The 13,913-nt window shown below is 61.9% G+C and carries 11 protein-coding genes; 5 read left to right on the plus strand and 6 right to left on the minus strand.

Annotated features, from left to right (window positions below):
* Positions 1-9 precede the first annotated feature (9 nt).
* Genes AB9K34_RS21045 through AB9K34_RS21055 form a run of 3 tightly spaced genes read left to right on the plus strand, consistent with a single transcriptional unit; the run spans position 10 to position 5,832 of the window.
* Entirely contained in the window at positions 10-2,454 is a 2,445-nt protein-coding gene (locus AB9K34_RS21045) for an FAD-dependent oxidoreductase (protein ID WP_369956529.1), read from the plus strand.
* Positions 2,451-3,347, plus strand: coding sequence for a homocysteine S-methyltransferase family protein (locus AB9K34_RS21050; protein WP_369956530.1), 897 nt, complete (start codon positions 2,451-2,453; stop codon positions 3,345-3,347). The genes AB9K34_RS21045 and AB9K34_RS21050 overlap by 4 nt, the downstream gene beginning before the upstream one ends.
* 46 nt (positions 3,348-3,393) lie before the next feature.
* Positions 3,394-5,832, plus strand: coding sequence for an FAD-dependent oxidoreductase (locus AB9K34_RS21055; protein WP_369956531.1), 2,439 nt, complete (start codon positions 3,394-3,396; stop codon positions 5,830-5,832).
* An 83-nt stretch (positions 5,833-5,915) separates the two neighbouring features.
* On the opposite strand, the gene AB9K34_RS21060 is transcribed toward AB9K34_RS21055, so the two are convergent.
* Positions 5,916-6,326: a nuclear transport factor 2 family protein gene (locus AB9K34_RS21060; RefSeq protein WP_369956532.1), complete on the minus strand. Its 411-nt coding sequence runs from the start codon at positions 6,324-6,326 to the stop codon at positions 5,916-5,918.
* A gap of 109 nt (positions 6,327-6,435) precedes the next feature.
* Here AB9K34_RS21060 and AB9K34_RS21065 point away from each other — a divergent pair, with 109 nt between their 5' ends.
* The gene (locus tag AB9K34_RS21065) at positions 6,436-7,089 is read left to right on the plus strand and encodes an RluA family pseudouridine synthase (RefSeq protein WP_369956533.1); all 654 of its coding nucleotides are present in this window, start codon (positions 6,436-6,438) and stop codon (positions 7,087-7,089) included.
* 5 nt (positions 7,090-7,094) lie between these two features.
* On the opposite strand, the gene AB9K34_RS21070 is transcribed toward AB9K34_RS21065, so the two are convergent.
* Positions 7,095-7,934: an alpha-1,2-fucosyltransferase gene (locus AB9K34_RS21070; protein ID WP_369956535.1), complete on the minus strand. Its 840-nt coding sequence runs from the start codon at positions 7,932-7,934 to the stop codon at positions 7,095-7,097.
* A 98-nt stretch (positions 7,935-8,032) separates the two neighbouring features.
* Positions 8,033-9,472, minus strand: a complete 1,440-nt coding sequence (locus tag AB9K34_RS21075) for an aldehyde dehydrogenase family protein (RefSeq protein ID WP_369956536.1) — start codon at positions 9,470-9,472, stop codon at positions 8,033-8,035.
* A 166-nt stretch (positions 9,473-9,638) separates the two neighbouring features.
* Between AB9K34_RS21075 and AB9K34_RS21080 the strand changes: the two genes are divergently transcribed.
* Entirely contained in the window at positions 9,639-10,292 is a 654-nt protein-coding gene (locus AB9K34_RS21080) for a peroxiredoxin (RefSeq protein ID WP_369956537.1), read from the plus strand.
* A gap of 84 nt (positions 10,293-10,376) precedes the next feature.
* Here the strand turns inward: AB9K34_RS21080 and AB9K34_RS21085 are convergent, their stop codons facing one another.
* The 3 genes from AB9K34_RS21085 to pnp all read right to left on the minus strand — a co-directional run bounded on the left by AB9K34_RS21085 (position 10,377) and on the right by pnp (position 13,815).
* A complete protein-coding gene (locus AB9K34_RS21085) occupies positions 10,377-11,108 on the minus strand; it encodes a glycosyltransferase family 25 protein (protein WP_369956539.1) in 732 nt (243 codons plus the stop codon).
* A gap of 85 nt (positions 11,109-11,193) precedes the next feature.
* Positions 11,194-11,568, minus strand: a complete 375-nt coding sequence (locus AB9K34_RS21090; protein WP_369956540.1) for a hypothetical protein — start codon at positions 11,566-11,568, stop codon at positions 11,194-11,196.
* A 114-nt stretch (positions 11,569-11,682) separates the two neighbouring features.
* Complete coding sequence (pnp, locus tag AB9K34_RS21095) at positions 11,683-13,815, minus strand: polyribonucleotide nucleotidyltransferase (RefSeq protein WP_369956541.1); 2,133 nt, start codon at positions 13,813-13,815, stop codon at positions 11,683-11,685.
* Positions 13,816-13,913 lie beyond the last annotated feature (98 nt).

Raw genomic sequence — 13,913 nt, forward strand, 5'->3', positions numbered from 1 at the left:
GAACACGATATGGCGGAGTTTCCGACGCAGGCCCGCGTGGTCATCATCGGCGGTGGCGCGGTTGGTGCATCATCGCTCTATCACCTTGCCAGGGCGGGTTGGACCGACTGCGTCCTGCTGGAAAAGAACGAGTTGACGGCGGGATCGACCTGGCACGCCGCGGGCAATGTGCCCACCTTTTCCACAAGCTGGTCGATCATGAATATGCAGCGCTATTCGACCGAGCTTTATCGAGGACTGGCCGAAGAGGTCGACTATCCGATGAATTACCATGTCACCGGCTCGATCCGGCTGGGACACAGCCGGGAACGGGTGCAGGAATTCGAGCGGGCAAAGGGCATGGGCCGCTATCAGGGCATGGATATCGAGATGATGTCGCCGAAAGAGGCGCAGGACATCTATCCGTTTCTCGAACTGCATGACCTTCAGGGTGTGCTCTATGATCCCAACGATGGCGACATCGATCCCAGCCAGTTGACACAGGCTCTGGCCAAGGGCGCGCGCGATATGGGCGCGCGGATCGAACGGTTCTGCCCGGCCACCGGTGTCAGCCGCGAAAACGGAGAATGGATCGTACACACCCACAAGGGCGACATCCGGTGCGAATACGTGGTCAACGCCGCCGGATATTACGCCCAGCAGGTCGGCGAATGGTTCAAACCCTATGGCGGGCGCACCGTTCCGATGATGGTGATGAGCCATCAATACATGCTGACCGACGAGATACCCGAGATCGAAGCGTTCACACGGGATCATGGCAAGCTGCCCTTGCTGCGAGATGTCGACAGCTCTTATTACCTGCGACAGGAAAAAACCGGTCTGAACCTTGGTCCGTACGAGCGCAACTGCAAGGCGCACTGGATCACCCCGGACGATCCGTTTCCCGAGGATTTCAGCTTTCAGCTCTATCCGGACGATCTGGAGCGTCTGGAATGGTATATCGAAGACGCCATGGCGCGGGTGCCGCTGCTGGGGCGGGTGGGTGTGAACAAGGTCATCAACGGCCCGATCCCCTATGCGCCGGACGGCTTGCCTCTGATCGGGCCGATGCCGGGCGTGCCCAATGCGTTCGAAGCCTGCGTCTTTACCTTTGGCATTGCCCAATCGGGCGGGGCGGGCAAGGTGCTGGCCGAATGGATCACCGAGGGTCAGACCGAATGGGATATGTGGGCGGTCGATCCGCGCCGCTATACCGACTATACCGACAGCGATTATTGCATCGCCAAGGGCATGGAGACCTATGGCCACGAATACGCGATGCATTTCCCGTGGCATTCATGGCCCGCTGGCCGTGACAGGAAACTGTCGCCCGTACATGACAAGGTCAGGGAACTTGGCGGGGTGATGGGCGCCTATAATGGTTGGGAGCGCGCCAACTGGTTTGCAAAGCCGGGCGATGACACCAGCGAAGAGACAACCCAGACATGGAATCGCGCGGGACCGTGGGAGGCGCGCATCCGCGAGGAATGCGAGGCCGTTCGGGATCACGTGGGGGTGCTGGACCTGCCCGGTTTCTCGCGCTTCAATCTGGGTGGCGTGGGCGCGGCAGAGTGGTTGCGCACACGTATCGCCGGCGGATTGCCCCGGCCGGGACGCATGAATCTGGCCTATTTCGCGGACGAGCGCGGCCGCGTCGTCACCGAGATGAGCGTCATGCGTCATTCCGAAGATTTCTTTACCCTGATCACCGCCGCCAGCGCGCAATGGCACGACTGGGACCTGCTGCAATCGACCTTGCCGAACGGTGTCGATCTGACCGATCAGACGCGCGACTATTCCGCGCTGATTGTGACCGGCCCCGACTCCCGCGCGCTCTTTGCAGCGCTGGCCCCTGACGCGGATCTGACCCTCCCCTGGCTCTCGCATCAGCCGGCAGAGGTGGCTGGTCAACCTGCCGCATTGGCACGGGTCAGTTTTGCGGGTGAGCTGGGTTGGGAAATTCATGCCGCGAACGAACACATCCCGGCGATTTATCAGGCGGTTCTGGACGCAGGCGCGCGGCCATTCGGGATGTTCGCACTGAACAGCCTGCGCATCGAAAAAGGCTATCGCGCATGGAAGGGCGATTTGTCGACCGATTACTCGCTGCTCGAAGCCGGTCTTGAGCGTTTCGTGAAACTGGACAAGATCGAGGACTTTCCGGGGAAGGTGGCGTTGCAGGCCGAGAAACAGCGGGGCAGCGCCAAGCGGTTTGTCACTCTGCTGGTTGATGCAGGGGACGCGGATGCCCCCTATATGTCGACGCTTTGGCATGATGGTGAGGTCGTCGGTGAGACCACATCGGGCGCGTGGGGCTATCGCATTGGCGGATCGGTCGCACTTGGCATGTTGCGCAGCGACCTGGCCGTGCCCGGCACACGGATCGAGGTTGAAATCTATGGCGAACGCCGGCCCGCCACCGTGCAACCTGATCAGCCGTTGTGGGATCCCGGGAATGAAAGGTTGCGTGCATGAGCGAGATCACCCTTCTTGACGGTGCGATCGGGCAGGAACTGGTGCGGCGCAGCGGAGATCGCGCAACGCCACTCTGGTCCACGCGCGTGATGATCGACAAGCCCGGGCTGGTCGAGGACGTGCACAGCATCTATTTCAGGGCAGGCGCGACCGTGGCCACCACCAACACCTATGCCGTGCATCGCAGCCGTCTCGCGCGGGTGGGATTGCAGGATCAGGTCCTGCCGCTGATCGATGTCGCTCTGACGCAGGCAACGAGGGCGCGGGACGCCCACGGACACGGTCGCATCGCGGGGTCGCTTGGGCCGCTGCTTGCGACCTACCGGCCGGATTTGCGACCCGATCCGGCCGAGGCCGAAGAGAAATTCGGCGCGTTGATCGGGGCGATGGAGGACCGCGTCGACCTGTTTCTGATCGAAACCGTGTCATCGTTGCTCGAAGCCGAAGGCATCTTGCGCGCGACGGCGAAATCAACCCGGCCCGTATGGTTGTCGATGACGGTCGACGATGATGACGGGACATGCCTGCGATCCGGCGAACCGCTTGCCGATATCGCGCCTTTGCTTGACCGTTTCGATCCGCAGGCGGTCCTGCTCAACTGCTCCCGCCCGGAAGCTTTCGCGCAGGGGATGCCGATACTGGCAGGCTTCGGTCGGCCGTTTGGTGGCTATGCAAACGGCTTCACGCGGATTTCCGAGGGGTTTCTCAGGGATGCGCCGACGGTGGACGCCCTTGAGCAACGGGTGGACCTCGGCCCCGAGGCCTATGCGGACCATGTGATGCGGTGGATCGGGCAGGGGGCCACGATTGTCGGCGGTTGCTGTGAAGTCGGGCCGGATCACGTCGCGGAACTGTCCCGTCGGCTGCGCGCGGACGGGCACACCATCATCTGAGCCGGAACCGACCGGGGCGCATCTTACCTAATTGGGGAAACCATCAATGACCAAACTTCCTGACGCGGCCCGCGTCGTTATCATCGGTGGCGGTGTCGTGGGCTGTTCCGTCGCCTACCATCTGGCGCGGCTTGGCTGGACCGATATCGTGCTGCTCGAACGCAAGCAACTGACCAGCGGCACAACCTGGCACGCGGCCGGATTGATCGCGCAATTGCGGGCCACGGCGAACATGACGCGATTGGCCAAGTACAGCCAGGAGCTATATGGAAAGCTCGAGGCTGAGACCGGCGTGGCAACAGGCTTCAAGCGCGTCGGGTCCATCACCGTTGCCTTGACCGACGAGCGGCGCGAGGAACTGTTCCGCTCGGCGGCGATGGCGCGCGCCTTTGGCGTCGATATCGAAGAGATAACCCCGTCGGAGGTCGGTGAACGCTATCCGCATCTGAATCTGGATGGCGTGGTGGCAGGGGTCTACCTTGACAAGGACGGTCAGGGCGATCCGGCCAATATCGCGCTCGCGCTGGCCAAGGGCGCGCGCCAGCGCGGAGCGGTTATTGCCGAACATACGCGGGTCACGGGGGTGCGGCGTGACGGGCGGCGGATCACCGGGGTCGATTATGAAAACGCGTCCGGCGGCGGGCATATCGCCTGTGACCATGTGGTGAACTGTGCCGGCATGTGGGGTCATCAGGTGGGCCGGATGCTGGGCACCAACGTCCCGCTGCAAGCGTGCGAGCATTTCTATATCGTGTCAGAACCGGTGGACGGGCTGACGCAATTGCCGGTTCTGCGGGTGCCGGATGAATGCGCCTATTACAAGGAAGACGCGGGCAAGATGATGCTGGGCGCGTTTGAACCGGTATCCAAACCATGGGGGCCGATCCCCGAGAATTTCGAATTTGACCAGTTGCCCGAGGATTTCGATCACTTTGAACCCATTCTGGAGATGGCGGTGAACCGGCTGCCGCTGCTGGGCAATGCAGGGATCCACACCTTCTTCAACGGTCCGGAGAGCTTTACTCCGGATGACGCCTATCATCTGGGGCGGGCCCCCGAGATGGAGAATGTCTGGGTCGCCGCGGGGTTCAACTCGGTCGGGATCCAGTCCGCGGGTGGCGCGGGCATGGCACTGGCGCAGTGGATGGAGGACGGAGAGAAACCGTTCGACCTTGGCGATGTGGACATTTCGCGGATGCAACCGTTTCAGGGCAACACGCGTTACCTGACCGAGCGCGCAACGGAAACGCTGGGCCTGCTCTATGCCGATCACTTCCCCTATCGGCAAAAGGCCACCGCGCGCGGGGTTCGGCGCTCGCCGTTTCATGCGCATCTCGCCGGGCGTGGCGCGGTGTTCGGCGAACTGGCGGGTTGGGAGAGGGCGAACTGGTTCGCGCGCGACGATCAGCCGGCGGAGTACCAGTATACGTGGAAACGACAGAACTTCTTTGAGAATGTCGCTGCCGAGGTCAACGCCGTGCGGATCAATGTCGGCATGTATGATATGTCGTCCTTTGGCAAGCTGCGCGTCGAGGGGCGGGATGCCGAGGCGTTCCTGAACCATGTCTGCGGGGCGGATATGTCGGTGCCGGTGGGGCGCATCGTCTATACCCAATTCCTGAACGTGCGGGGCGGGATTGAGGCGGATGTGACCGTGACCCGCCTGTCGGAAACCGCCTATCTCGTGGTGACACCCGCCGCGACCCGGCTGGCGGATGAAACCTGGATGCGGCGGCATGTGGGTGACAGGGCGGTGGTGATCACCGATGTCACGGCGGCAGAGGGCGTGCTGGCGGTGATGGGACCAAACGCACGCAAGCTGCTGCAGGCGGTGTCGCCCAGCGACATGAGCAACGAGTCGCACCCCTTTGGCACCGCGCGCGAGATCGAACTGGGCCTGGGGCTGGCGCGGGCGCACCGGGTGTCTTACGTGGGCGAGCTGGGCTGGGAGATTTATGTCGGTGCCGACATGGCGGCCCATGCCTTTGAAACGCTTTCCCGCGCGGGCGAGTCTTTCGGGCTGACCCTGTGCGGGATGCACATGATGGATTGTGCGCGGATCGAAAAGGGTTTCCGTCATTTCGGTCATGACATCACCTGCGAGGATCATGTGCTCGAAGCGGGGCTGGGCTTTGCGGTCAAGACCGCCAAGCCCGGTTTCGTGGGGCGCGACGCCGTGCTGGCCAGGAAAGAGGAGGGGCTGGGCCGCAGGATGCTGCAATTCAAGCTGCGCGACGGCGAGCCGCTGCTCTATCACAACGAGCCGGTCCTGCGCGATGGCGAGATCGTCGGCTACCTGTCTTCGGGGGCCTACGGTCATCACCTGGGGGCGGCGATGGGCCTGGGGTATGTGCCGTGCCGGGGGGAAACCGCAGCGGATGTGCTGGCCTCGCGCTACGAGATCGACGTGGCCGGCGTGCGGGTCGCGGCGGAGGCGTCTCTGAAGCCGATGTACGACCCCGGATCGAAGCGGGTGCGGATGTAACTCGTTCGAGTCTTTCATGGTCCGGCGTTCAGGGAACGCCGGACGGCCTCCGGCGGGGATATTTTCAGCAGGAAAAAAAGATATCAGGACAAGGCCTTGCGGAATTCGAGAAAACGCGGGTCGGTGCCGACGCGTGCGTTCATCGCCTCGCGCAGGGCGCTGACGCTTTTGAGCGGGCGCATGGCGACCTCGAAGACCTGGATCAGACCGTCATCGTTCAGGGTGATCAGATCCACGCCAACCGCGTCGAGATCGCCGATCCTGCATTGAAATTCGAGGGCCCAGTCAACGCCTGACCCCATGATGCGCCGATAGTGAAAATCTCTGAACACCTGACCCACATGGCCGAGCACGGCAGCGACCGGCGCGCGTCCGGTCCAGGTGGCGTAGTATGTCGGCGGCATGAACCGGATGTCTTCGGCGAGCAGCTCGGCGATCAGGGTATCGTCGCCCTTGGCAACGACCTCCTGTATGCGAGTGATGGTCGGGTGCATGGTCTTGCTCCTTGGTCGTGGATACGCAACCGTCGCCGATGGCCGGGCATCCCGCAAGCCGGACGTTACGGGAGCTTGTCCTCGTCGCCGCTGGGGGATAGGCAGGCGCATGGCCGTTTCCAGCGCATACACCCCGCCCGACACGCCCCTTGAGGTGTTACATGACGACGCGCAGCTTCTGGTGGTGAACAAGCCCGCGGGCCTGCTCAGCGTGCCGGGAAAGGGCGCGCATCTTGCCGATTGCCTGTTGTCGCGCCTGCAGGCCGTCTTTCCCGAAACGCTGTTGGTGCATCGGCTGGATCGCGACACGTCCGGCGTCATGGTCTTTGCGTTGACCCCGCATGCACAGCGCCATCTGGGACTGCAATTCGAGAAGCGGCAGACGCGCAAGACCTATGTCGCGCGGCTTGACGGCAAGCTGGAACCGAAAACAGGGACGGTCGATCTGCCCCTGGTCGTCGATTGGGAAAACCGGCCGCGACAGAAGGTATGTCATGACACCGGCCGGCACGCGGAAACCGGTTGGCGGGTGTTGCGCCATGACGGCGCGACGACCCGGGTGCGGCTGATGCCCAAGACCGGGCGCAGTCACCAGCTGCGGGTGCATATGCTGTCGCTCGGGCATCCCATACTGGGCGATCCGTTATATGCTGCGGGGGCAGCGGCGGCGCATCCGCGCATGTACCTGCATTCCGAGGAGTTGCGGCTCAAACATCCGGATGGCGGCGCGTCGATGAAATTTCGCGCGCGGCCGGATTTCTGAGACGGTCAGGCGGCGATCTTCATCCAGCGATCCGGCAGGATGTCGGGGTTGACCAGCCTGGGATCCCCGAACCAGCGGGCGGGTCCCGCCACCCGTTTGTCGGGGTTGGCGTTCAGCCAGGCGCCCCACCACGAGAAGGATGAGTTGCCGATGATGTTGTGATCGCACAGGCTCATCAGGCGCATGTCTTCGAAATCGGTTTCGGCACCGTTGATATCGACCACCACCCGGGCACAGGGCAGCGGCAGGTTGTCGCGCACCCAGTCCGGGTCATCCGAGAAAACGAACACCGTGGGGGTTTTGGTCAGCCCTTGGATGATGCGGGCGAGCGCGGCATCGTAATAGGCCTGATCGCACAGGGTGTGTGCGCCGAGGGCGAGATAATCGCCACGCCGGACGTGCAATGCGATCGCCAGCCCGTCCTTGATCCGGGCGGCCATATCGGCGTTCGCTGATGTGGTGAAGGCGGGAAAGGTGAAATCGCGGCGAATATCCGCCGCGGCATGGGTGAAATAGCGCTCGCTCTGCCAATAGCCGTGCAGATAGCTGCCATCGGTGAACCGTTCGAATTCCGGGTTGTAGCCCAGACCCTTTTCACGACGGAACCGTGAACTGGTCAGGCGCCAGGCGGCATAGCGCAACGGGGCTTCGGATTTGAGCGGCGGCAGCGCGTCGGGGTCGTCCAGCGGCAGGTCGAAGACGCGCGTCAGAACCCCTTCGCCCCGTGACAATGCCAGACGTGTGTCCAGCGCGACGCTGGTGCCAAGCCGTGCAGACAGCCCGCGTGCGGCCGCGTATTGAAACATCTGGTTGCCAAGACGGCCGTGCAGGCGGGTGGTGATCATCGGTCCTGCCTCGGGAAGGGATATTGCCGGCGCCGGCGGATTGCACGGATGGCGCCGCCGTCTGCCGGCCCCGGAACGGGGGCCGGCAGATAGGTACCTTATGCGGGTGTCCAGCCGCTGACGGCTTTGACCTCGAGGAAATCCTCGATGCCATAGATACCGCCCTCGCGGCCATTGCCCGATTGCTTCATGCCGCCAAAGGGCGAGCCGGCGGCGCGCGAGGTGCCGTTCATCTCGACCATGCCGGCGCGCAGGACGCGGGCCAGGCGATTGGCGCGGGCGCTGTCCTGGGTCTGCACGTAATCGGTCAGACCATAGGGCGTGTCGTTGGCGATCTCGATGGCCTCTTCCTCGGTGTCGAAGGGGATGATGGACAGAACCGGCCCAAAGATTTCCTCGCGCGCGATGGTCATCTGGTTCGTCACGTCGGCAAAGACCGTCGGCTTGACATAGTAGCCCTTGTTGAACCCTTCGGGCCGTCCGGTGCCTCCCGCGACAAGACGAGCGCCTTCGTCAATGCCCTTCTGGATCAAGTCCTGGATCTTGTTCCACTGGGTCTCGTTCACAACAGGGCCGATATGGCGGCCTTCCTCGTGGGCGTTTCCGACGCTGACCTTTTGCGCGACGGCAGTGGCGGTTTCGACGGCCTGATCGTAGATCTCACGCTGAACCAGCATCCGGCTGGGGGCGTTGCAGGACTGACCAGTGTTGTTCATCATGTGCAACACGCCACGCTTCACGGCCTGGTCGTCGGCATCGGCAAAGATCACGTTGGCGCCCTTGCCGCCAAGTTCCAGATGCACCTTCTTGAGCGTGTCCGCGGCGGATTTGGAAATCGCCGTGCCCGCGCGGGTCGAACCGGTAAAGCTTACCATGTCGACGTCGGGATGCGACGACAACTGGCTGCCGACGCCGGCGCCGTCCCCGTTGACGAGATTGAATACGCCGGCGGGGAAACCTGCCTCATCCATCATCTCGGCAAAGATCATCGCGTTGAGCGGGCTCTGCTCGGAAGGTTTCAGGACCATCGTGCATCCCGCCACCGCTGCGGCGCCGACCTTGAGCGTGATCTGGTTCATCGGCCAGTTCCACGGCGTGATCAGCGCAGCAACGCCGACCGCTTCGTGAATGATGCGGTCATTGGGCGCGTGGTCGCCGAGCGGACGGTCAAACTCAAAGTCCTTGGCTGCACTCACGAAATTCTTCAGGTGCCAGATGCCGGCGCCGACCTGCTGGCTGCGCGCCATGTCGATGGGCGCGCCCATCTCGGTGCTCATGGCCTTGGCGAGGTCTTCGGCGCGGTTCTGATAGATATCGACCAGCTTTTCCACCAGCGCAATGCGGTCAGCGGCCGGCGTGGCCATCCAGCCCGGCAATGCGGCCTTGGCGGCGGCCACCGCGGCATCGGTATCGGCCTGATCGCCAAGTGAAATGACGGCGCAGGGCTCTTCGGTCGAGGGGTCGATGACCTCGAAATCGCGCGCGGCGGACGGCGCGACCCATTGCCCGTTGATATAGAACTCACGTTTCTCGATCATGTTTCAGAACTCCCACTTCTGCATAACCCTGACCATAGGGTCATGGATTGGGCGCACTCTGTCACTGCTGTCGGTTGGGGGCAAGGGAGGGGATGCAAGACAGCGGCGAAGCCACTAGGTTAAGCGTGACGCGAGTCGCCACCAGAATTCACGAAAGGAAAGCGCCATGGGTTTGCGCATCAACGATACGGTTCCGAATTTCACCGCCGAGACGGATCAGGGCACCATCCAGTTTCATGACTGGATCGGGGACAACTGGGCGATCCTGTTCTCGCATCCCAAGGATTTCACGCCGGTCTGCACCACCGAATTCGGCGCGGTTGCGCAGCTGTCCGATGAATGGAGCAAGCGCGGCACCAAGGTGATCGGTGTTTCCGTCGATGGGGTCGAGGATCACAAGAAGTGGAAAGGCGACATTGAGAAATTCGCCGGAACCAGCGCAGGTTTCCCGATCATCGCGGATGACGGTCTTGCGGTCAGCAAGGCGTTCGACATGCTGCCCGCCGAGGCCTATCTGCCCGATGGCCGCACCCCCGCCGACAGTGCGACGGTGCGTTCGGTCTTTATCATCGGTCCCGACAAGCAGTTGAAACTGTCGATGACCTACCCGATGAATGTGGGCCGCAACTTTGCCGAGGTATTGCGCGCGCTTGACGGGTTGCAGACCGCCGCCAAGGAAAACGTCGCGACCCCCGCGAACTGGAATGTCGGTGATGACGTGGTCATCCCCACGGCGGTCAACGATGACGATGCCAAGGCGAAATACGGTGAGTTCACCACCCACTTCCCCTATCTGCGCACCGCCAAACTGCCCGGTTAAGGGGTTTCGCGATTAACTTGAAGCATCTGACATCACCTGATGTGTTGAGATCTTTGATTTCAGGCAGCGTCAGGTGACTAAGGCTTATCGCGAAACGCTATAAGGGCGCTGCGGGCGCAGGGCGATCCGGGTCCTGTAGGCCGCACGTTTGAACTCGCGTGCCAGTTTCCCGCTGGCGCGCGTTTTCGTCTGGATGGTTGACCCTCCGATCTGGCCCGCGATCTCGGCATTGCCGGCGCCCAGAATGGTGTGCACCGGCTGGCCGGTGATCCAGTGCATCTGCAGCAGGGTGTCCACCGGGCGGTCGATCCGGTCCGTGGCGCCCAGCAGACGCTCGGCGGCACCACGTCCGACGATCTGGCAGATACATTGCAATCCGATCACACGTGGCAGGATCAGGGCCATGTCGCCATCCGTCGCCAACGTGTCTGCGGCCATTTCTCGCTGCTTTACGGGCAGGCGAATGTACATTTCGGGGCTGCCGTGGTCACGGATCATGTTCAGCGCCCGTTGCAGCCGCGCCGGATCGACCTGCAGGTCATCCTCGGTGATCAGGGCGTAATCCCATCCCGACTCGACAATCCTTCGCCAGCAGCGGCGGTGACTTTCGAACACGCCGATTTCTGCGGGGCGCAGCGCAAACGGGTAATGCGGCCGGTGCAGGGTGCCATCCTGTGGCTCTACATCGGGAACACGGTGCGGATCGCGACCATCGACCGCCTCGATCAGTTCGGCCTCGGGCAACATGTCGCGCAAGCGTTCCGCATTGGCGCGGCGCGCGATACTGGAGGACATATGAATGATGAGCGACTGCATGTCTGTTGACTACAGAGTTAGGCTTCCCTTCGAAAGGGTTCGTCGCGTGAAGATCATCCAATTCATGGTTTCAGAAGTCGCGTGGCTATTTGGCCGAGAACATCGGGGATTTATCACCCTTGCCCTGCTGCGCTACGGTATAGAATTCACCGCCATCGAAGTAGACGGTCTGGCAGTCAGACGGAAAATCCTTTTTTCCAACGCGCAGGGCACGGCAAAAATATCCCTTCTGCCAATTCCATTTCCCGACGACTTTTCCACTTGGCGCAGAACCCGTGATTGATCCGTCGGGTTGTATGACCAATGTCGTCTTTCCGCTCGTCAGCGTTTTCCCAACTATGTTCGCGTTGAAATCGCCTTCTGACTTGATCTTCTTGAAACTGTCAGCTTCGGATGGATACGCTGTCATAGAAAACACAGTGATTGCCACCGCAATAAATGCACTTTTTGCAATGCTCATTTCGAAATCCTTTCTCACGTAATATCGTAGGGTAAACCTAACATGAAAAAGGCAATAAACATAGAAAAGGCCCCGCCGTTACCGGCGAGGCCCATGCCAAGCACGCGGTAACCCTTAGTCCGCGGCTTCTTCTTTCTTGATTTCTTCGCCGGTTTCCTGATCGACCATCTTCATCGACAGGCGGACCTTGCCGCGATCGTCAAAGCCAAGGAGCTTGACCTTGACTTCCTGACCTTCCTTCAGAACGTCCGAAGGGTGGTTCAGGCGGCGGTTTTCGATCTGGGACACGTGAACCAGCCCGTCGCGCTTGCCAAAGAAGTTCACGAATGCGCCGAAATCGACGATCTTGACGACCTTGCCGGTATAGATCGCACCCTCTTCGGGCTCGGCCACGATCGCGTGGATCATGTCATAGGCCTTCTTGATCGATTCCCCGTCGGGCGAGGCGATCTTGATGATGCCGTCGTCGTTGATGTCGACCTTGGCACCTGAAACCTCGACGATCTCGCGGATCACCTTGCCGCCCGAGCCGATCACTTCGCGGATCTTGTCGGTGGGCACCTGCATGGTTTCGATGCGCGGCGCGTGGATCGAGAATTCCGCGGCACCGGACAGCGCCTTGTTCATCTCGCCCAGGATGTGAAGGCGGCCTTGCTTGGCCTGGGCCAGCGCCTTTTCCATGATCTCGGGAGTGATGCCTGCGACCTTGATGTCCATCTGCAGCGACGTGATGCCGTTTTCAGTGCCCGCGACCTTGAAGTCCATGTCGCCAAGGTGGTCTTCGTCACCCAGAATGTCCGACAGGACCGCGTAGGAGCCGTCGTCTTCGAGGATCAGGCCCATGGCCACACCGGCAACCGGCGCCTTGAGCGGAACACCCGCATCCATCATCGACAGCGAACCGCCGCAGACCGATGCCATCGAGGACGAACCGTTGGATTCGGTGATCTCGGACACCACGCGGATGGTATAGGGGAAATCGGTGCTTGCGGGCAGAACCGCCTGCAGGGCGCGCCATGCCAGCTTGCCGTGGCCGATTTCGCGGCGACCGGGCGACCCGACACGACCGACTTCACCCACCGAGTAGGGCGGGAAGTTGTAGTGCAGCAGGAAGTTCGACTTGAAATTGCCGTGCAGCGCGTCGATGAACTGTTCGTCGTCGCCGGTGCCCAGAGTGGTCACGACCAGACCCTGGGTTTCGCCGCGGGTGAACAGCGCCGAACCGTGGGTGCGTGGCAGCAGGCCGGTCTCGGCCGAGATGTCGCGGATTTCGTCGGTCTTGCGGCCGTCGATGCGCTTGCCGGTTTTCACCACGTCGCCGCGCAGGATGCCGGCTTCGAGTTTCTTCAGGGCAGAACCTAGGTTCTCGTCCTGCTGCTGCTCTTCGCTCAGCTTTTCCAGGATCGCGTCGCGGGCTGCGGCCACGGCGGTGGTGCGCTCCTGCTTGTCGGCGATCGCAAAGGCGGCACGCATCTCGGTTTCACCGGCGGCTTTGACCGCTTCGTAAAGCTCGGAATAGTCGACCGGCTGGAAATCGAACGGCTCTTTGGCGGCATCTTCGGCCAGCGAGATGATGAGGTCGATCACCGGCTGGATTTGCGCATGCGCAAAGTTCACCGCGCCCAGCATTTCCGCTTCCGTCAACTCGTAGGCTTCGGATTCGACCATCATGACCGCGTCCTTGGTGCCCGCCACGACCAGATCCAGACGCTGTTCCGGGTTCAGGCGCAGGTCCTGCATGTCGTCAACGGTCGGGTTCAGCACGTATTCGCCATCTTCGAAACCGACACGGCAGCCGGCGATCGGGCCCATGAACGGCGCGCCGGACAGGGTCAGGGCGGCGCTGGCGGCGATCATCGCGACGATGTCAGGGTCGTTGACAAGATCGTGCGACAACACGGTGCACATGACCAGCACTTCGTTCTTGAAGCCGGGCACGAACAGCGGGCGGATCGGACGGTCGATCAGGCGCGCGGTCAGCGTTTCCTTTTCGGTCGGGCGTGCTTCGCGCTTGAAAAAGCCGCCGGGCACCTTGCCCGCAGCGTAGTATTTTTCCTGGTAATGCACGGTCAGCGGAAAGAAATCCTGCCCCGGCTTTTGCTTCTTGGCAAAGGTCACGTTGGCCATGACCGAGGTTTCACCCAGTGTCGCGATGACGGTGCCATCGGCCTGGCGGGCAATCTTGCCCGTTTCCAGAGTGAGGGTTTCTTCGCCCCACTCCATCGTTTTCGTCGTTACGTTGAACATATATCGTATCCTTTAGGGAGCACTCCCGGCCCTCCGGGTCTCCCGTTTGCATAGCGGCCCCATTGCCGCCGACCCCTTCAATCATCTTTCCGAGCGCC

This window comes from Sedimentitalea sp. XS_ASV28, from assembly GCF_041224545.1.
GTDB lineage: Bacteria > Pseudomonadota > Alphaproteobacteria > Rhodobacterales > Rhodobacteraceae > Sedimentitalea.

Excerpts from the sequence above, each read along its gene's own strand:
- AB9K34_RS21045 (WP_369956529.1), top strand. The coding sequence starts at position 10 with ATGGCGGAGTTTCCGACGCAGGCCCGCGTGGTCATCATCGGCGGTGGC.
- AB9K34_RS21050 (WP_369956530.1), top strand. The coding sequence starts at position 2,451 with ATGAGCGAGATCACCCTTCTTGACGGTGCGATCGGGCAGGAACTGGTG.
- AB9K34_RS21055 (WP_369956531.1), top strand. The coding sequence starts at position 3,394 with ATGACCAAACTTCCTGACGCGGCCCGCGTCGTTATCATCGGTGGCGGT.
- AB9K34_RS21060 (WP_369956532.1), bottom strand. The coding sequence starts at position 6,326 with ATGCACCCGACCATCACTCGCATACAGGAGGTCGTTGCCAAGGGCGAC.
- AB9K34_RS21065 (WP_369956533.1), top strand. The coding sequence starts at position 6,436 with ATGGCCGTTTCCAGCGCATACACCCCGCCCGACACGCCCCTTGAGGTG.
- AB9K34_RS21070 (WP_369956535.1), bottom strand. The coding sequence starts at position 7,934 with ATGATCACCACCCGCCTGCACGGCCGTCTTGGCAACCAGATGTTTCAA.
- AB9K34_RS21075 (WP_369956536.1), bottom strand. The coding sequence starts at position 9,472 with ATGATCGAGAAACGTGAGTTCTATATCAACGGGCAATGGGTCGCGCCG.
- AB9K34_RS21080 (WP_369956537.1), top strand. The coding sequence starts at position 9,639 with ATGGGTTTGCGCATCAACGATACGGTTCCGAATTTCACCGCCGAGACG.
- AB9K34_RS21085 (WP_369956539.1), bottom strand. The coding sequence starts at position 11,108 with ATGCAGTCGCTCATCATTCATATGTCCTCCAGTATCGCGCGCCGCGCC.
- AB9K34_RS21090 (WP_369956540.1), bottom strand. The coding sequence starts at position 11,568 with ATGAGCATTGCAAAAAGTGCATTTATTGCGGTGGCAATCACTGTGTTT.
- pnp (WP_369956541.1), bottom strand. The coding sequence starts at position 13,815 with ATGTTCAACGTAACGACGAAAACGATGGAGTGGGGCGAAGAAACCCTC.